At 69.5% G+C, this 18,440-nt stretch carries 18 protein-coding genes; 14 read left to right on the top strand and 4 right to left on the bottom strand.

Going from position 1 to position 18,440, the window contains the following annotated elements:
- The 6 genes from QM582_RS16780 to erm form a co-directional block, all read left to right on the top strand.
- A partial coding sequence (locus QM582_RS16780; protein ID WP_415086318.1) for an HAD hydrolase family protein occupies nt 1-1,020 on the top strand: 1,020 nt, incomplete at its 5' end.
- Nucleotides 1,017-1,934 (top strand): N-acetylneuraminate synthase family protein, encoded by a 918-nt coding sequence (locus QM582_RS16775; protein ID WP_415086316.1) that lies wholly within the window; start codon nt 1,017-1,019, stop codon nt 1,932-1,934. The genes QM582_RS16780 and QM582_RS16775, both read left to right, overlap by 4 nt.
- Before the next feature lie 6 nt (nt 1,935-1,940).
- Entirely contained in the window at nt 1,941-2,984 is a 1,044-nt protein-coding gene (locus QM582_RS16770) for a hypothetical protein (protein ID WP_415086315.1), read from the top strand.
- A 95-nt stretch (nt 2,985-3,079) separates the two neighbouring features.
- Entirely contained in the window at nt 3,080-3,343 is a 264-nt protein-coding gene (locus tag QM582_RS16765; RefSeq protein WP_415086313.1) for a type II toxin-antitoxin system Phd/YefM family antitoxin, read from the top strand.
- Entirely contained in the window at nt 3,340-3,600 is a 261-nt protein-coding gene (locus QM582_RS16760) for a type II toxin-antitoxin system RelE family toxin (RefSeq protein WP_415086311.1), read from the top strand. Before QM582_RS16765 ends, QM582_RS16760 begins: the two co-directional genes overlap by 4 nt.
- A gap of 226 nt (nt 3,601-3,826) precedes the next feature.
- A complete protein-coding gene (erm, locus tag QM582_RS16755; RefSeq protein ID WP_415086309.1) occupies nt 3,827-4,588 on the top strand; it encodes a 23S ribosomal RNA methyltransferase Erm in 762 nt (253 codons plus the stop codon).
- A gap of 214 nt (nt 4,589-4,802) precedes the next feature.
- Here the strand turns inward: erm and QM582_RS16750 are convergent, their stop codons facing one another.
- On the bottom strand, nt 4,803-5,753 hold the full coding sequence (locus QM582_RS16750) for a Gfo/Idh/MocA family protein (protein ID WP_415086307.1): 951 nt from the start codon (nt 5,751-5,753) through the stop codon (nt 4,803-4,805).
- A 233-nt stretch (nt 5,754-5,986) separates the two neighbouring features.
- Between QM582_RS16750 and QM582_RS16745 the strand changes: the two genes are divergently transcribed.
- Nucleotides 5,987-7,480 carry a phosphatase PAP2 family protein gene (locus QM582_RS16745; RefSeq protein ID WP_415086305.1) on the top strand — a complete coding sequence of 498 codons (1,494 nt, stop codon included), beginning with the start codon at nt 5,987-5,989 and terminating at the stop codon, nt 7,478-7,480.
- Nucleotides 7,481-7,650: 170 nt separating this feature from the next.
- Nucleotides 7,651-8,919 carry an aspartate kinase gene (locus tag QM582_RS16740; protein ID WP_415086304.1) on the top strand — a complete coding sequence of 423 codons (1,269 nt, stop codon included), beginning with the start codon at nt 7,651-7,653 and terminating at the stop codon, nt 8,917-8,919.
- 140 nt (nt 8,920-9,059) lie between these two features.
- Here the strand turns inward: QM582_RS16740 and lon are convergent, their stop codons facing one another.
- Complete coding sequence (gene lon / locus QM582_RS16735) at nt 9,060-11,369, bottom strand: endopeptidase La (protein WP_415086303.1); 2,310 nt, start codon at nt 11,367-11,369, stop codon at nt 9,060-9,062.
- A gap of 72 nt (nt 11,370-11,441) precedes the next feature.
- Nucleotides 11,442-12,473, bottom strand: coding sequence for an NAD-dependent epimerase/dehydratase family protein (locus QM582_RS16730; RefSeq protein WP_415086301.1), 1,032 nt, complete (start codon nt 12,471-12,473; stop codon nt 11,442-11,444).
- Between the two features lie 102 nt (nt 12,474-12,575).
- Between QM582_RS16730 and QM582_RS16725 the strand changes: the two genes are divergently transcribed.
- Nucleotides 12,576-13,430, top strand: a complete 855-nt coding sequence (locus tag QM582_RS16725; protein ID WP_415086299.1) for a helix-turn-helix domain-containing protein — start codon at nt 12,576-12,578, stop codon at nt 13,428-13,430.
- Here the strand turns inward: QM582_RS16725 and QM582_RS16720 are convergent.
- A complete protein-coding gene (locus tag QM582_RS16720; RefSeq protein ID WP_415086297.1) occupies nt 13,411-14,136 on the bottom strand; it encodes a GntR family transcriptional regulator in 726 nt (241 codons plus the stop codon). The two genes, QM582_RS16725 and QM582_RS16720, sit on opposite strands and share 20 nt — an antisense overlap.
- A gap of 148 nt (nt 14,137-14,284) precedes the next feature.
- Between QM582_RS16720 and QM582_RS16715 the strand changes: the two genes are divergently transcribed.
- The 5 genes from QM582_RS16715 to QM582_RS16695 all read left to right on the top strand — a co-directional run bounded on the left by QM582_RS16715 (nt 14,285) and on the right by QM582_RS16695 (nt 18,344).
- Entirely contained in the window at nt 14,285-14,749 is a 465-nt protein-coding gene (locus tag QM582_RS16715; RefSeq protein WP_415086295.1) for a PTS sugar transporter subunit IIA, read from the top strand.
- A gap of 94 nt (nt 14,750-14,843) precedes the next feature.
- On the top strand, nt 14,844-15,125 hold the full coding sequence (locus QM582_RS16710) for a PTS sugar transporter subunit IIB (RefSeq protein WP_415086294.1): 282 nt from the start codon (nt 14,844-14,846) through the stop codon (nt 15,123-15,125).
- Nucleotides 15,126-15,136: 11 nt separating this feature from the next.
- The gene (locus tag QM582_RS16705; RefSeq protein ID WP_415086292.1) at nt 15,137-16,528 is read left to right on the top strand and encodes a PTS ascorbate transporter subunit IIC; all 1,392 of its coding nucleotides are present in this window, start codon (nt 15,137-15,139) and stop codon (nt 16,526-16,528) included.
- Nucleotides 16,525-17,382 carry a transketolase gene (locus QM582_RS16700; RefSeq protein ID WP_415086290.1) on the top strand — a complete coding sequence of 286 codons (858 nt, stop codon included), beginning with the start codon at nt 16,525-16,527 and terminating at the stop codon, nt 17,380-17,382. Before QM582_RS16705 ends, QM582_RS16700 begins: the two co-directional genes overlap by 4 nt.
- Complete coding sequence (locus tag QM582_RS16695) at nt 17,379-18,344, top strand: transketolase family protein (RefSeq protein WP_415086288.1); 966 nt, start codon at nt 17,379-17,381, stop codon at nt 18,342-18,344. The genes QM582_RS16700 and QM582_RS16695 overlap by 4 nt, the downstream gene beginning before the upstream one ends.
- The last annotated feature ends 96 nt before the right edge of the window (nt 18,345-18,440 follow it).

The following is an 18,440-nucleotide window of genomic DNA, read 5'->3' as shown; positions in this document are numbered from 1 at the left end:
GACGACGACGCGATCGCGGCCGTCGCGGAGGCCGCGGCCGCCCGGGTCACCCGGCGTCCGGCGGAGCTGGCCGGCGACGCGGCGTCCAGCGAGTCGGCGCTGCTGCACGCCCTGGACGACCACGCCGTCCGCACCGGAGCACCGGTCGAGGTGCTGGTGATGGTGCAGTGCACCAGCCCGTTCGTCACGGCGTCCGAGATCGCGGCCTGCGTGGCCGTCGTCCGGGCCGGCGCCGACAGCGCCTTCACCGCCGCGCCCAGCCACGGCTTCCTGTGGCGGCGCGACGGCTCCGGTGCCGCGGTCGGGGTGAACCACGAGGCGTCCGGACGGCTCCGGCGCCAGGACCGCACCCCCGAGTTCTTGGAGACCGGCGCCGCCTACGCGATGCGCGCCGACGGTTTCCGGACGGCCGGGCACCGCTTCTTCGGCCGCACCGTGCTGGTGGAGACCGACCCCGGCCGGGTGCTGGAGATCGACGAGCCGGACGACCTGGAGCGGGCCCGGGCGCTGGCGCCGCTGCTGGACGACGCGACGTCCGTCCCCGGCCGCGACCAGCTGGACGCCGTGGTGCTGGACTTCGACGGCACCCAGACCGACGACTCGGTGCAGATCGCCTCCGACGGCACCGAGCAGGTCCGGGTGCACCGCGGCGACGGGCTCGGCATCGCCGCGCTGCGCCGGGCCGGCATCCCGGTGCTGATCCTCTCCAGCGAGACCAACCCGGTGGTGCGGGCCCGGGCCCGCAAGCTCGGCGTCCCGGTGCTGCACGGCGTCGCCGACAAGGCCACCGTGCTGCGCGACTGGTGCGGACGCGAGGGCGTCCAGCCCGCCCGGGTGCTCTACGCCGGCAACGACGTCAACGACCTGGGCTGCTTCGCCCTGGTCGGGTGGCCGGTCGCGGTCGCCTCCGCCCATCCGGTCGTGCGCGAGCGCGCGCGGCTGGTCACCTCCGTGCCGGGAGGGCACGGAGCCGTACGTGAAATCGCCTCCTGGATCCTCGGAAAGGACCTCGACCCATGACCACCTCCAGCCGCGAACGACTGATCGGCAGCCGCCGGATCGGACCCGGCAATCCCGTCTACATCACCGCCGAGATCGGCCTCAACCACAACGGCGAGGTCAGCACCGCACTGGCCCTGATCGACGTCGCGGTCGCCGCCGGCGCCGACGCGGTGAAGTTCCAGAAGCGGACCCCGGACGTCTGCACCCCGCCGGATCAGTGGGACGTGGAGCGCGACACCCCCTGGGGCCGGATGCGCTACATCGACTACCGGCACCGCATCGAGTTCGGCGCCGACGAGTACCGGATCATCGACGAATACTGCCGTGACCAGGGCATCGACTGGTTCGCCTCGCCGTGGGACGTGGCCAGCCTGGACTTCCTGGACGGCTTCGACGTGCCGGCCCACAAGATCGCCTCGGCCTGCCTGACCGACGACGAGCTGCTCCGGGCCGCGCGGGCGTCCGGACGCACCGTGATCCTGTCCACCGGCATGTCGACCCCGGCGCAGATTCGGCACGCCGTCGAGGTGCTGGGCAGCAGCAACGTGGTGCTGTGCCACGCCACCTCCACCTACCCGGCGGCCAACGACGAGCTCAACCTGCGGGCCATCGAGACGCTGATGACCGAATACCCCAACGTGCCGATCGGCTACTCCGGCCACGAGCGCGGCCTGCAGACCACGGTGGCGGCGGCGGCGCTGGGCGCCAGCTTCATCGAGCGGCACATCACCCTGGACCGCACCATGTGGGGTTCGGATCAGGCCGCCTCGCTGGAGCCGGCCGGGCTGACCCGGCTGGTGCGTGACATCCGGGTGATCTCCGAGGCACTGGGCGACGGGGTGAAGCGGGTCTACGAGGGCGAGTACGCCGCGATGCGCAAGCTGCGCCGGGTGTCCGGCGTGGTGGCCGACCAGGCCACCAGGGTGGCCTGACGCGCGATGGGCAGCAAGCACCGCAAGCAGAAGCGGACCACCCTGGCGCTGGTGGAGAGCCCCGCGCAACTGCTGAACGTCATCGAATGGGCGTTCCACCACGGGCTGTTGCAGCAGACCCGGCTGGCGGTGCTGCCTCCGCGGGATCCGGCCACCCGGCTGCAGCTGGAGGCGATGGCCGAGCTGGCCCGCGACGCCGGGCTGACCGCCACCTGGTATGAGCCGCGGAAGTCGGCGGCGTCCATGGTGGCGGTGGCCTGGGAGCTGTTCCCCAAGCTGGTCAAGGCGGAACGGCTGGTGATCGGCGACCCGTTCTCCCGGTTCGTCCAGGCCGTGCTGCCGCTGGCCGACGTGTCCGACGTGGTGGTGGTCGACGACGGCACCGCCACCATCTCGTTCATCGCTCAGCTCACCCGCGGCGACCGGCTCACCCGCTGGCACCTGGCCGAGGGTGGACGCGATGTCGTCATCGACCTGCTGTCGGAGCACGCCCGCGACTTCTTCACCCCGTCGAAGCGGGACGGCCGCACCGTGGAGGTGTTCACCGCGATGCCGGTGCAGGGCCCCGAAGGCACCCGGCAGAGCGCCAACACCTTCGCCTGGACGCGCAGCCGGTTCGGCCCGCCGAAGGTGCGGGACACCGCGGACGTGATCGGCACCTCGCTGGTCGAGAGCGGAGTGGTGGACGCCGACCGCTACCTGGCCGGCGTGATGGCGGTCGCCGAGCGGTTCGGCGCCGGCCGCTACTTCGCGCATCGCCGGGAGAGCGACGCCAAGCTGGCGACGATCGAGGCCGGCACTGGGCTGACCGTGGTCCGTCCGGACGTCCCGCTGGAGATCGCGGTGCGCCGCGGCCCGGTCAGCCGCCTGATGGTCAGCTACCCCTCGACGGTCACCCACACCCTGCCGCTGGTGCTGGTGGACACCCCGGTGCAGCTCGCCGTGGCGGACGTCCCGGCCGCCTGGCTGCAGCCCGGTGCCCCGATCGGCGCCGGCGACTTCCTGGAGAACGTGAACAGCACGGCCCGGAAGCGGCACAAGCTGGCCTGAGGTTCAGTTCGTCGTGGATCGAGCTGCGGTGTCCGAGCGGTTTCGGAGCCAGGCGTCAGTATGTACACATTGACGTCAATTGCTAATATGAACACATGGACACCGTGACGAGCGAAGTCTCTACTCGCGAGCTGCGCAGCAAGCTCTCCGAGGTGCTCGGGCGTGCGATGTACGCCGGTGAGCGCATCGGCGTGACGCGTAACGGCAAGCTCGCCGCTGTCGTGGTGAGCGTGGCCGACCTGGAAGCTCTCGAAGAGTTCGAGATGGCGCACGACGTCGCCGCGTACCGTCAGGCCAAGGCGGACGACGACGGCACGCGCGTAACGCTCGATGAACTGCGTGCCGATCTCCTCTCGTGAGCTATCGCGTCGAGTTCACTGCAGCCGCGGCTCGCCAGGTCAAGAAGCTCCCGCGTCCGGCGCGCGATCGTGTCCTGGACGCGATCGGCGGTCTGCAAGGCGATCCGAGACCGCACGGGGCGAAGAAGCTCGTCGGAGAACGGACCGCCTGGCGCATCCGCGTCGGTGACTACCGGGTGATCTACGACGTATTCGATGAGGAGTTGGTCGTCGCCGTCGTCCGAGCCGGTCACCCTCGCGAGATCTACGACCGATGACTCAGCGGCACGACACGCTATCGTCGTGCCGTGGGAACGATAGATAGTGCGCTCGTGACGGGGCGCTTCTTCACCTTCCGCGACCGCCGCGCCTGACGGCGCGCTCGCTCTCGCTCGCATAGGCGCGCCGTCCTTCCGAGACGTCAACTGCACCTCGGACGGGCGCTCTCACGTAGCCAACGCTGCCCGCACGGGGTGCTCCGCATCACTTCTTGGAGCGCACCCAATGCCTCGTTCTCTGCACGGCGGCCGGCACGAGCTCGGCCAGAACTTCCTCACCCATCAACCCTCGATAGACACGATCACCAGCCTGGTGGCCGGCACCCGCGGCCCGATCCTGGAACTCGGCGCCGGCGACGGTGCCCTCACCCGCCCGCTCGCCGCGTCCGGACGTCCGCTCACCGCGATCGACCTCGACGAACACCGGACGCGGCGGCTCGCCCGGGCGCTGCCCGGCGTCCGGGTGGTGCACGCCGACGCGCTGCGCTATCCGGTGCGCACGCCGGTCGTAGTGGGCAACGTCCCCTTCCACCTCACCACGCCGATCCTGCGCCGCCTGCTGAGCGAGCCACGGTGGCTGCACGCTGTCCTGGTGACGCAGTGGGAGGTGGCGCGCAAGCGGGCCGGCGTCGGGGGCGGCACCCTGATGACCGCCCAGAGCGGGCCGTGGTTCGTGTTCGAACTGCGGGGCCGGGTTCCCCGCTGGGGGTTCGACCCCAGCCCGAGCGTCGACGGCGGCATCCTGGCGATCACCCGGCGCGGCTCACCCCTGCTGCCGGTTGCCGATCGGCGTCGGTACCAGGGCTTCGTCCGCGCCGTCTTCACCGGACGCGGGGGCTCGCTCGCGCAGGTCCTCCAAGGCGCGGCGCAGGTCGGCCGACCAGTCGTCCGCCGTGCCATGGCGCACGCTGGCGTCACCCCCGACGCGTTGCCCCGCGACCTGGCCGTCGAGCAGTGGGTTGCATTGTGGCAAACACTTCGGGAGTGACGCCCGGGCCGACTGCCGGCTCGGGCGTGAGCTCGAACCGGATTCTGGTGGTTATGGCTCCCAGCTCATCCGACTATTCACGCTCGAACCGCTTTCTTGTGGTTGTGGGGCCTCTCGAAGGGCCTCAGAACCACAAGAAACCGGTTCGACGCCGAATCGGCGTCAACGGCGCCGGCCATAAGCACAAGAATCTGGTTCGAGCCAGGGCACCCGCTCAGATCTGGTCGAGCACCTCGGCCATGATCCGCTGCACGGCGACGGTGTCGGCCAGCGGCATCACCGGGCTCTCGGTGAGTCCGGCGGCCAGGCATTCGCCGACGTGCTCGATCTCGTAGCGGTAGCCGGAGTCGAACTCCAGCTGTTCCGGGGTCTTCTCCCGCCAGATGGTCACCGAGGCGGCCCGGTGGAAACGCGGGTGGACGTCCACCCAACCCTTGGTGCCGGTCAGCATCATCCGGCCCGGGCCGTAGGCGGTGAAGGCGCCGGCCAGGGTGGCCGAGCGTCCGTCGCCGTAGCCGAGCAGCACCGAGAACTCGCCCTCGACGCCGGAGGAGTAGCGTCCGCCGACGGCGCGGACCACGTCCGGGGTGCCGAGGAAGTGCTGGGCGAACGAGATCACGTAGACGCCGAGGTCGAGGACGGCGCCGCCGCCCTTGGCCGGGTCGAACAGCCGGTCGTCGGGATCGAACTCGCGGAAGGCGGTCAGGTCGCCCTGGCAGCCGCGGATCTCGCCGATCTCACCGGCGGCGATGATCTCGCGCAGGTGTGCGATCGCCGGGTTGAACCGGGTCCACATCGCCTCCATGGCGAACACGCCGGCCTGCCGCGCCGCGGCCACGATCTGTTCGGTGTCGGCGACGGTGGCGGTGAACGCCTTCTCGATCAGCACCGCCTTGCCGGCGGCGATGGCGGCCAGCGCGATGTCGGTGTGCTGCGGATGCGGGGTGGCGACGTAGATCGCCTGGACGGCCGGGTCCTCGACCAGGGCCTGATAGGACGAGTGCCAGCGCGGGACGCCGTGCTCGGTCGCGAAGACCTCGGCCCGTTCGGCCGACCGTGAGCCGACCGCGACCAGTTCGGCGTTGCCGGCCAGGGCGAACTCGGGCACGATCGCGGCAGCCATGCGTCCGGGGCCCGCGATGCCCCAACGGATCGGATCGGTCATGGCAGACACGCTACCGGTCGGTCGCCCAGCGGGCTGTGGATGGGACGTGCCGTTCACATCTGTTCGCGGCCCTCATCGGTCCTCTCGGACGACGCCGCCGGAACGCCGGGCCACAGCGCATTGACAGGCAAACCGGGACGGGAGCATGCTGGCCGGACATCGCGATGACCGGGTGGGCGGGGCACTGGAGCCGCCGCCACGCCCGCGAAACCCCCTGTCGCAAACGAAAGGCGATGAGCAATTCCATGAACAACACCTCTCCTCGGCATGCCCGGCGACGGTCGGTCGGCCGCTGCGCGCTGGCCGGTGTGGCCGCGCTGACGTTGCTGGCGTCCGGCGCCGCGGCGCCCGCGCAGGCAGTCACCACGTTCCCCAGCGATGACGCCAAACCCGATCAGATCGCCGCGCTGAGCGGCTACAGCGACCTGTGGCAGACCTCCGGGCAGAACGATCTGCACGGCACGGTGAAGAACGGCCCGGCGCTGCAATGGAACGACCGGGTGACCAGCTGGATCAACCAGAACGCCACCGCGAAGCAGCAATTCCGGGCGTTGCAGAACGCCAAATACCTGGAGTCGGACGGCTCCGGCTACGACCAGTCGATCAGCATCGCCGACGGGCTGGGCAGCAAGCTGGGCCAGCTCTACGCGCAGGGCCGGATCGCCGACAAGCTGCCGCTCACCGCGGCGCTGATCAACAGCAAGAACGGCACCTCCGGGGCGTATGTGAACACCGACCTGTCGAAGCCGGCATTCAGCCATCCGCGTCCGTATCTGAGCGCCGACCCGAACGCGGCCCCGGTCGCCGGCGACGAGGACGCCTGCGCCCCGAGCAAGGTGAACAGCTCCTCGCTGGTGGGCAACCGCAAGGGCAAGCCGTGGGCGGACGCCAAGGGCAATCTGAAGATCACTCGACTGGCCAGCCGGACGGACACCACCCACGAGTTCGCCGACATCGACGTGCCGCTCACCGGTTCCTACGGTGAGAAGGGGCTCTGCACCGGGGGATCGTTCCCCAGCGGTCACACCGCGACCGCCTACCAGGCCGCGATCACCTTGGCGATGCTGCTGCCCGAACTGGCCCCGGAGATCCTGACCCGGGCCTCGGAGGCCGGCAACAACCGGATGGTGGTGGGCGTCCACTACTCGCTGGACATCATCGGCGGACGGATCGTCGGCCAGCAGGCGATGGCCAAGCGCTGGGGCGATTCGGCGTTCCGGGACGCGGTGCTGAAGCCGGCCCGCGCCGAGCTGGTGTCGTACCTGGAGACGGAATGCGGGGCCAAGCTGGCCACCTGCATCGCCAAGGACAAGGCGTACGCCGACAATCCCTACGGCGGCAAGAAGCTCCCCGGCGGAACCAGCCAGATCGTGAAGAACCGCAAGACGGCGGTCAAGGTCTACACCGAGCGGCTCGGCTACGGGTTCGCCCCGGTGCGTTCGGTCACCCAGTCGGCGTCGGTGCCCGCGGGTGCCGAGAGCCTGCTGCAGACCGTCTTCCCGAAGCTCACCGGCAAGCAGCGCCGTTCGGTGCTGGCGCAGACCGAGGCCCGCTCCGGCCACCCGCTGGACACCACCTGGTCCAGCCGGCACGGCACCGCCCCGGGATCGTGGCAGCGGCTGAACCTCGCTGCGGCGATGTCGGCGCGGGTGCTGGTCTACCGCAGCGGCAAGGTCGTGGTGTCGAGCGTCGGCGGCAAGGCCACGACGGTCTTCCTCAAGCGCTGAACCCGTTCGAGTGACGCCGCGGGGGCGGTTCTTCCGGTGAATCGGAGGAACCGTCCCCGCTGTCACGTCGGCGGAGTCTCGATCCGCACCGCCCGAGGGGCGGCTGCCGGGACGGGTGGCCGGCAAGGTCTGGCAAAGTAGACGAGGTTCAACTTCAGGGAGGGCAAGCCTTGCGCGTCGTGCAGAAGTTCGGCGGGTCGTCGGTGGCCGACGCCCCCAGCATCAAACGAGTGGCTCAGCGCATCGTCGACACCAAGGCCCGGGGCGCCGAGGTGGTCGTGGTGATCTCGGCGATGGGTGACACCACCGATGAGCTGATGGACCTGGCGCTGGAGGTGTCGCCGCAGCCGCGTCCCCGCGAGCTCGACATGCTGCTCACTTCCGGCGAGCGGATGAGTGCCGCGCTGCTGGCGATGGCGATCAACGACCTCGGCTTCGAGGCGCGCTCGTTCACCGGCTCGCAGGCCGGGGTGATCACCACCGGCACCCACGGCGACGCCCGGATCATCGACATCACGCCCGGCCGGATCAAGACCGCGCTGGACGACGGCGACATCGTCATCGTGGCCGGCTTCCAGGGGGTTTCGCAGACCTCCAAGGACATCACCACGCTGGGTCGCGGGGCGTCCGACACCACCGCGGTGGCGTTGGCCGCCGCGCTGAACGCCGACTACTGCGAGATCTACTCCGACGTGGACGGCGTCTTCACCGCCGACCCGCGGATCGTGCCGGGCGCGTCCCGGATCCCCGAGATCTCCTACGAGGAGATGCTCGAGATGGCCGCGCAGGGAGCCAAGATCCTGCACCTGCGCTGCGTGGAGTACGCCCGCCGCGAGAACGTGCCGGTTCACGTCCGGTCGTCGTTCTCGACGAAGCCGGGCACCTGGGTCAAGGACATCAAGCACGAGGAAGGTTCTGCCATGGAGCAACCGCTGATCACCGGTGTGGCGCACGACCGCAGCGAGTCGAAGATCACCGTCGTCGGGGTGCCCGACAAGGTGGGTGCGGCGGCCGCGGTGTTCTCGGCGGTGGCGGACGCCGGCGTCAACATCGACATGATCGTGCAGAACCAGTCGATCGCCGACGACAACACCGCGATCACCTTCACCCTGCCCGGCGGCGACCGGATCAAGGCGCTGGACGCCTTGCACGGCGCCCGTGAGCAGATCGGCTTCGCCGAGATCATCTACGACGACGGCATCGGCAAGGTGTCGGTGATCGGCGTCGGCATGCGCTCGCACCCCGGCGTTTCGGCGACCTTCTTCCGGGCACTCGCCGAGGCCGGGATCAATATCGAGATGATCTCCACCTCCGAGATCCGGATCTCGGTCGTCGTCGCCCTGGAGGACGTGGACGCCGCCGTCCGGGCCGCGCACACAGCCTTCGGTCTGGACTCCGCCTCCGGCGAGGCGGTCGTATATGCAGGCACCGGCCGCTGATCGTTGAGATTCCGGGTCGATCCCGGCATGACGTGATCGGCTTGTTCGTCGTTCCGACGAACGCCGGGATCTCCGCCACCGCGGGCTGAGCTTGCCGAAACCCCTTGTCAGAAGCCTCGACAAGCTCGACCGGCAGCAACTCAGGCGGCCGCCACGCTCGGCTGACGAACCGGATCCAGGGCGTCGGCGAGGATCTCCCGGACGTCCGAGACCAGGTGCACGGTGACGTCGGCGAGGATCTCGGCCGGGACGTCGTCCAGGTCGGGTTCGTTGCGCTGCGGCAGATACACCTCGGTCAACCCGGCGCGCTGGGCGGCGAGCAGCTTCTGCTTGGCGCCGCCGATCGGCAGCACCTGCCCGGTCAGTGACACCTCGCCGGTCATGCCGACCTCGGCGCGCACCGTGCGTCCGGTCAGCATCGACACCAGCGCGGTCGTCATCGTGACACCGGCGGACGGACCGTCCTTTGGCACCGCGCCGGCCGGCACATGCAGATGCACCGGATGCTCCAGTTGCTCGGAGGCGATGCCGAGCTCGGCCGCGTGCGCCCGGACGTAGGACAGCGCGATCTGCGCCGACTCCTTCATCACCTCACCGAGCTGGCCGGTGATGGTCAGCGACATCGTTGATCCGGGCAGCAGGGACGCCTCGATGTACAGCACCTCGCCGCCCATCCCGGTCACCGCCAGCCCGGACGCCACACCCGGCACCGCCGTCCGCTCCCGCGATTCGGGCAGGAACCGCGGCCGGCCGATCAGCTCCTTCAGCGAACCGACCTCGACCACCGCGGGCAGCTCCTTGAGCCCGACCTTGCGGAACGCCTTGGCCAGCAGCCGCTCCATCGCCCGGACGCCGGGCTCGCGGGTGTAGTGCGCGGCGATCTCACGCAGCGCGTCGTCGGTCACGCTCACCTCGTCCGGGGTCAGCGCGGCGCGCTCCAGCAGCCGTGGCACCAGGAAGTCGCGGGCGATGGCGACCTTGTCGTCCTCGGTGTAGCCGTCCAGGCTGATCAGTTCCATCCGGTCGAACAGCGCGGCCGGAATGGTGTCCAGCACATTGGCGGTGGCGATGAACAGCACGTCGGACAGGTCGAGATCGAGCTCCAGGTAGTGGTCGCGGAAGGTGTGGTTCTGCGCCGGGTCGAGCACCTCGAGCAGGGCCGCAGCCGGGTCGCCGCGGTAGTCGGCGCCGACCTTGTCGACCTCGTCGAGCAGCACGACCGGGTTCATCGAACCGGCCTCCTTGATGGCCCGGACGATCCGGCCGGGCAGCGCGCCGACGTAGGTGCGGCGATGGCCGCGGATCTCGGCCTCGTCGCGGATGCCGCCCAGTGCCACCCGGACGAACCTGCGGCCCAGGGCGCGGGCGACCGATTCGCCCAGCGAGGTCTTGCCGACCCCGGGCGGCCCGGCGAGCAGGATCACCGCGCCGGACCCGCGTCCGCCGACGACCTGCAGGCCGCGTTCGACGCGACGAGCCCGGACGCCGAGGTACTCGACGATCCGCTCCTTCACCTCGTCCAGGCCGTGGTGGTCGGCGTCCAGCACCGCGCGGGCGGCGGTCAGATCGGTGGCATCGTCGGTGCGCACCGACCACGGCAGTTCGAGGACGGTGTCCAGCCAGGTGCGGATCCAGCCCGCCTCCGGGTTGCCGTCGCTGGAGCGTTCCAGCTTGTCCACCTCACGTAGCGCGGCTTCGCGGACGGCGTCCGGCAGGTCGGCGGCCTCGACGCGGGCGCGGTAGTCGTCGCTGCCGTCCGGCTCACCCTCGCCAAGCTCGGAGCGGATCGCCTTCAGCTGCTCGCGCAGCAGGAACTCGCGGTTGCGCTTCTCCACCGACTCCTGGACGTCGTGCTCGATCTTCTCGCTGACCTCGGTCTCGGCGAGGTAGTCGCGGGTCCATTCGACCAGCTTCGCCAGCCGGGTCTCGACGTCGGAGGCCTCCAGCAGTTGCCGCTTGCGGTCGTTGGAGAGGTACGGCGCCCAGCCGGCGGTGTCGGCCAGCGTGCTCGGGTCGTCGATGGCGCTGACCGTGTCGATCACCTGCCAGGCCTCGCGGCGCTGCAGCACGCTGATCACCAGCCGGCGGTACTCCTCGGCCAATTCGTGGACGCGGTCGCCGGACGCCTCGTCCTCGACGAGTTCGGCCTCGACCCACAATGCGGAACCGGGACCGGTCACGCCGTTGCCGATGCGGGCCCGCCGGCCGGTGCGCAGCACGGCAGCGGGAGCGCCGCCGCGGGCGCGTCCGATCTGTTCGACGGTGGCGACGACAGCGGACGAGCCATAGTGGCCGTCCAGCCGCGGCGCGGCCAGCAGCTCGCCGTCGGAGGAGGTCTGAGCCGCATCGATCGCCGTCTTCGCGGCGTCGTCGAGCGGGATCGGGACGATCATGCCCGGCAGCAGCACGATGTCGTCGAGGAACAGAACGGGTAGATGCTTCGTAGTCATGTCAGCTCCAAAGTTGAGTGCATACGACTCAACCCGGATTCGACGTGGGATGTTCCATGTGGGCGCCTGCTCCTAGACAAGCCCGGCCGCGATCAGGCTCGCCCCGGCGGCCACGATCGCTTCCTCGGACGGCCGCGGTCGGAAGCCGAGCAGGTCGCGCGCCTTGTCGATCGACACCTGCTTGACCAGTCCGAGCTCGGCCGCGACGGACCGCAGCTCGGTGTTGAACAGGCCCCCGACGCGCACCAGCAGATCCGGCAATCGCCGCGTCGGCACCTTCGCCGCGCTCTGGCCGAGATGGCTGCGCAGGGTGTCGGCGATGGTGCTCATCGGGATGGCGGGTTCCCCGCTGGCGAGCAGGATGCGCTGGCCGGCGGCGTCCGGAGCGTCGATGGCGGCCACGTGGGCGGCGGCGACGTCGCGGACGTCCACGATCGGGATCGACAGGCGCGGCACCGCGGGCATCGAGCCGGAGAGCATCCGTTGGATGAGCCGGTTGGAGCCGGAGATCTCCGCCCCGAGGACGGGGCCCATCACCGCCACCGGCAGCAGGGTGACCAGTTCCAGGTCGCGCCCCTCGGAGGCGATGAAGTCCCACGCGGCACGCTCGGCGAGGATCTTGCTGCGGCCGTAGGCGTCGATGCCGGGACCGTCGATCGGCGACCAGTCGTCCTCGGTGAACCGGTCGTGCGAGTGCGGGTGTCCGAATCCGGCCGCGTGGAACGCCGAGGTCAGCACGACCCGTCGCACCCCGGCATCGCGGGCCGCACGCAGGACGCGCAGGGCGCCGTCGCGGGCCGGCTTGATCACCTCGCTCTCATCGGCCACCTTGCCGGGCGCCACCGGGGAGGCGACATGGAGCGCCGTGTCGACGCCGGCCATCGCGTCCGCCCAGCCGCCGTCGCGGGTGAGGTCAGCGGCAACGAACTCGAGCGCGTCGCCGCGAGTCATGCCGGCGCGGGCCAGGACGTCGCGCACGCCTGCCTCGCGGGCCAGGCTGCGGACGGTGGTGCGCACCTGGTGCCCCTGGTCGAGAAGCTGGAGGATGCAGTGGCCGGCGATGAATCCAGAACCGCCGGTGACAAGGACGAGAGAATCGGGCATGCCTCGATCGTGGGTCCGCGCCGAACTCCGGCCAAGTGCCCTGTCGGTCCTGGTAGTGGCAGGGACACCCAGCTGGAGCGTCCAGGCGCCTACGGTGAACCCATGCCCACCGAACCGTCCCTGCTCGGCGAATACCTGCGCGCCCGGCGCGAACTCGTCCGGCCCGAACAGGTCGGCATCCCGGTCATCGGGCAGCGGCGGGTGCCCGGCCTGCGCCGCGAGGAGGTCGCGATGCTCGCCGGGATCAGCGCCGAGTACTACCTGCGGCTCGAGCAGGGACGCGACCGCAACCCGTCCACGCAGGTGCTGCAGGCCATCGGCCGGGTGCTGCAACTCGACGACGACTCCTACCTGCTGAGCCTCGCCGCCGAACGCCCCCGTCGTCCGGCCCGGCGGGTGCGCCGCGAAACCGTGCCGGCGAGCACGGCGCGCTTCGTCGCCGAACTGCCCGTTCCCGCCTTCGTCGAAGGCCGCTACCTGGACGTGCTGGCAGCGAATCCGCTCGCCACCGCACTCTCGCCGCGGCTGCGGGTCGGCAGGAATCGGCTGCGCGACGTCTTTCTCGACCCCGAAGAGCAGGCGTTGTTCGTTCACGGCGCGAAGGCGGCCGGAGCACTCATCGCGGGCTTTCGGCAGTCCGTCGGCACCGACATCGACGACCCGCGGTTCATCGAGTTGGTGGGGGAGTTGTCCCTGGCCAGCCCACTGTTCCGGCAGCTCTGGGCACGCCACGACGTCGGGCCGCGCAGCGGCGCCGCGGTGACCTTCGCGCACCCCCAGGTCGGCGACATCCACCTCGACCGCGAGAAGCTCGCGATCAGTGGCACCGACGGTCTGATGCTGGTCGCCTACCACGCCCAACCCGGCACCGACAGCGCCGAGAAGCTCAATCTGCTCGGATCCCTCGCGCAGTTGGCAGATCCTCCGCTCAGGCCGGCTACGGCGCCCCGATATTGATGGCGATCTCGCTGGTCTCGGGGGTGTTGTGGGTGATCCCGAAGGCGACCGGGGTGCCCTCGGTGTCGAAGACCGTGGACCGGATGGAGAGCAGGCAGGTGCCCTGCGGGACGCCGAGGCCGCTGGCTTCACGGGCGGTGGCGTGGTCGATGTTGACCAGCAGCTCGTTGCGGACCAGTTCGACCCCGTAGCGCAATTGCAGGAAGTCGAACAGTGATCCCTCCCGGAAGTCGTGGGTGACCACGTCCGGGAAGCGGGCGGCCGGGAGCCAGGTGACCACCATCTGATGCAGCACGTCGTTGACGTAGCGCAGTCGTTCCAGTTCGAGCAGTTCGTCGGCCGGGCTGAGCCCGATCGCCCCGGCGGCCTCGGCGGAGCGGACCAGGCGCTGCCGCAACACCTTGGTGGTGACGGTGCGGCCCAGCGCGTGCTGCTGCCGGTAGAGGCCGAGCACCGTGTCGGCGAACGTCTCGTGGAAGTGCTCCAGGTACTGCGGTTGGGTGACGAAGGTGCCGCGTCCCTGCTCGCGAACCAGCTTGCCCTGCTTGACCAGCTCCTCCACGGCGCGACGGACGGTGATCCGGCTCACCCCGTATTCGGCGCAGAGCGCATGCTCGGCAGGCAGACGGTCTCCGGGGGACATGCCCTTGATCCGGTCGGCGAGATGGTCGCGCACGGCAGCGTACTTGGCCGTCCCTTCCTCCACCGCTCCTCCCCTCTGAGGTGACTGCGGCGTGATTCGCTCGCACGGTCGGCACCCCTGGTGGACGAATTCTCCCATTCCCTGGACACCGATTCGATCGGGCACCTACGCTGACCCACAGGTTATTACAACATGATGTAGGGACGCCATAATGATACAAGGACAGGATCAGAGCGGATCCTCCGGCCTCACCGAGGAGCGCATCCAGTTCACCGATGAGGCGCTGGACTGGAAGACCGCGGTCCGGCGTTGCGGGGCGCCGCTGGTGGAGCAGGGTGCGGTCGAGTCGAGCTATGTCGAGGCGGTGATCGAGACCGCGCAGAAGATGGGCCCGTATTTCGATCTGGGCAAGGGCATCGCGATGCCGCATGCTCGTCCGGAGGCGGGCGCCAATGCTCAGGCGCTGGCGATGCTGCGTACCCGGACGCCGGTGCTGCTGCTGGATCAGGCCGATCACGCCATCGACGTGTTCATCATGCTGGCGGCCACCGACACCAACTCACACCTGGCGATGCTGCAGAAGCTCGCCGGTGTGCTCACCGACGATGCCCGGGTGGAGCGGATGAAGGCCGCCACGACCGCCGCCGAGGTGCTCGCGGTCTTCGACGAAGCCTGATCCACGGATCGGCTCACGGTAGTTCCGGCCTCTCGGGCCGGCTAAGCCGTGCCGACACGGCGTCGGCACGAACCCAACCGAAAGGGAAGTAACAATGAAGTTCACCGCAGCTTGTGGGTCGGGTCTTGGCTCCAGCTTCATGGTCCAGATGAACATCGAGAAGGTGCTCAAGGAGCTCGGCGTCTCCGGCGTCGAGGTCGAGCACTCCGACGTCAGCAGCATCTCGCCGGGGGCCGCCGACGTCTTCTTCCTGGCCCGCGACGTGGCCGAAGGCGTCTCGGTGGACGCCAAGGTCGTGGTGCTGGACAGCATCATCGATATGGACGAGCTGCGCGAGAAGGTCACCCAGACCTGCCGTGAGCTCGGCCTGATCTGAGGCCGGACCCGATGAACGAAGTCATCGGTTTCATCCTCGACATCGTCAAGGCGCCGGCCTTCCTGGTCGCGCTGATCGCCCTGATCGGTCTGGCCCTGCTGCGCAAGCCGGCCCCGGACATGATCAAGGGCACCCTGAAGACCTTCGTCGGCTTCCTGGTGCTGTCCGGCGGCGCCGGCATCGTGACCGATGCGCTGGAGCCGCTGGGCGGCATGTTCCAGGCCGGCTTCAACATTCGCGGCATCGTCCCGAACAACGAGGCGATCGTGTCGGTGGCGCTGCAGCAGTACGGCTCCACGACGGCGCTGATCATGTTCTTCGGCATGCTCGTGAACATCCTGATCGCGCGGTTCACCAGCTTCAAGCACATCTTCCTGACCGGTCACCACACCCTGTACATGGCTGCCATGCTGGCCGTCATCTTCACCGTCGCCGGCTTCACCGACTTCGGTCTGATCGCGGTGGGTGCGTTGGCGCTGGGCCTGGTGATGAGCCTGTCGCCGTTCATCCTGCAGAAGTACATGCGTGAGATGACCGGCAGCGACGGCGTCGGCCTGGGTCACTTCGGTGGCGGCGGGTACTGGATGGCGGGCTTCACCGGGCGGATGCTGAACCGCTCCCGGGCGAAGGTGCACTCCACCGAGGACGTCAACTTCCCCAAGGGCCTGGCGTTCCTGCGGGACAGTACCGTCGCGATCGCGCTGACCATGATGATCGTCTACCTGATCGTCGCTTTCGCGGCCGGTCAGGGCTACATCACCGAGAACTACCCCGACGGTGGGAACCTGGTGGTCTTCGCGCTCACCAAGGGCGGCCAGTTCGCCGCCGGCGTGTATGTGATCCTGCAGGGCGTCCGGCTGGTGCTGAACGAGATCGTCCCGGCGTTCAAGGGCATCTCGGAGAAGCTGGTGCCGAACTCGATCCCGGCGCTGGACTGCCCGATCGTCTACACCTTCGCCCCGAACGCGGTGCTGATCGGCTTCCTGTCCTCGTTCGCCGGCGGCCTGGTGTCGATGGCGATCATGGCCTTCACCGGCCTGCCGGTGGTCATTCCGGGCGTCGTTCCGCACTTCTTCTGCGGCGCCACGGCGGGTGTGTTCGGCAACGCCACCGGTGGCCTGAAGGGCTCGGTCGCCGGGTCGTTCATCCAGGGCATCGCGATCAGCTTCCTGCCGATCGCGCTGATGCCGGTGCTGGGGTCGCTGGGCTTCGCGAATACGACGTTCTCGGACTTCGACTTCACCATCATGGGCATCGTCTTCGGTGGTCTGGGCGCCAACGCCGGCCAGATCGGCATCATCGCCGGCCTGGCCATCAGCTTCGCCCTGATGATCGGCTACAGCATCGTCACCAAGGGCCGCAGCAACAAGGCGGCCGTCGAGGAGGCGAGCGTCGCCAAGTGAGCGAAGCAACCGCGACCACAACCGATCTCACCCGGTTCGCCGCGCAGGTCCGTGGCCTCGTCCTGAAGATGCTTCATGGGCTGGGCTACGGACACTTCGGCGGCAGCCTGTCCATCGTCGAGGCACTGGCCGCGCTCTACGGCCGGGAGGTGCGGCACGATCCCGCGAATCCCGCTTGGGACGAGCGTGACTACGTCGTGCTGTCCAAGGGGCACGGCGCCCCGGCGCTGTACGCAACCCTCGCGTTGCGCGGGTTCATGCCGGTGGAGAAGCTGTTCACGCTGAACGCCAACGGCACCGACCTGCCCTCGCATGCCGACCGCAACAAGGTCGAGGGGGTGGAGATGACCACCGGCTCGATGGGCCAGGGCATCTCGGTCGCCGCCGGCATCGCCTACGGGCTCAAGGCGGACGGACGCAGCAACCGGGTCTACTGCATCGTCGGCGACGGCGAGCTCAACGAGGGACAGTGCTGGGAGGCCGCGCAATTCATCGCGCGGAACAACCTGCACAACCTGGTGCTGCTGGTGGACGACAACAAGCGCCAGCTGGACGGTTGGACGACGGACATCTCGGGCACCGCGAATTTCACCGGGAAATTCGCCGCCTTCGGCTTCCATGCCGAGAGCGTCCCGGGGCAGGACGCCGAGGCGATCGCCGCGGCCCTGGCCCGGGCCCGGGAGGTCACCGACGCGCCGACCGTGCTGGTGCTCGACACCGTCAAGGGCGCCGGGGTGCCCTACATCGCCGAACTGAAGGACAACCACCACGTCCGGCTGGACGCGGTGGGCAAGGCGGCCGTCGCCGAGGCGATGGCCCAACTGCAGGCCGAACTCGAAGGAGCCGACAGGTGAGCGGGCTGAGTGGTCAGGAACTGCGCGCGGTGTACGCGTCCACGGTGCGTGAGCTGTTCGACGCGCACCCGGACGTCTACGCCCTGGAGGCCGACCTGAGCAGTTCGATGGGGACGTCGGGGCTGCGCGACCAGTTGGGCGCGCACTACCTGAACGTCGGGATCATGGAGGCGCACATGGTGAGCGCCGCCGCCGGGCTGAACCTGACCGGTGGCTTCGCCTTCGTGCACTCCTTCGGCCAGTTCCTGGCCCGGCGGGCGATGGACCAGATCTTCGTCTCGCTGGCCTACGCCAAGCTCAGCGCCTGCCTGGTGGGTTCGGACGCCGGGGTCACCGCCGAGCACAACGGCGGCACCCACATGACGTTCGAGGACATGGGCATCGTCCGGGTGATCCCCGGCATCCACGTCTACGACGTCTGTGACCCGGTGCAGTTCGCGGCGGTGCTGCGCGGCGCTTACGAACGCAAGGGGCTGACCTACGTCCGCACCATCCGCAAGCAGGCGGCGCGCGACATCTACCCCGACGGCACCGATTTCGGCACCGCCGGCGCCCGCCGGCTGCGGCGCGGCTCGGACGTCACCCTGGCCGCCTGCGGCATCGAGGTCGCCGAGGCGCTGGCCGCGGCGGACCTGCTGGCCGCGGAGGGCATCGAGGCCGACGTGCTCGACATGTTCCGGGTCAAGCCGCTGGACGCCGAGGTGCTGCTCGAATCGGTGTCCCGGACCGGGGCGGTGGTCAGTTGTGAGAACCACAACGTGATCAACGGCCTCGGCTCGGCGGTGGCCGAGACCCTTGCCGAAGAGCTGCCCACCCGGCAGTACCGGGTCGGCGTCCGGGAGCAATTCGGTCAGGTGGGCACCACCCGCTACCTGATGGAGCAGTACGGGCTCACCGCCGAGGCCATCGCGTCCCAGGCGCGGGCCCTGCTCGGTGTCACCCAGCCGCAACCCGTCGGCTGAGGCCACCACCTGCCTACCCGCCACCGCCACCGCCCAACCCACCGCTCGCCTAACTATTTGGGGCTCGCTGAATTCAGCGAGCCCCAAATAGTTAGG

This window comes from Micropruina sp. (assembly GCF_047607385.1).
In the GTDB taxonomy this organism is placed as follows: domain Bacteria; phylum Actinomycetota; class Actinomycetes; order Propionibacteriales; family Propionibacteriaceae; genus Micropruina.
Note: the sequence above shows the minus strand (reverse complement) of the source record. Positions and strands in the feature narration are given on the sequence as shown.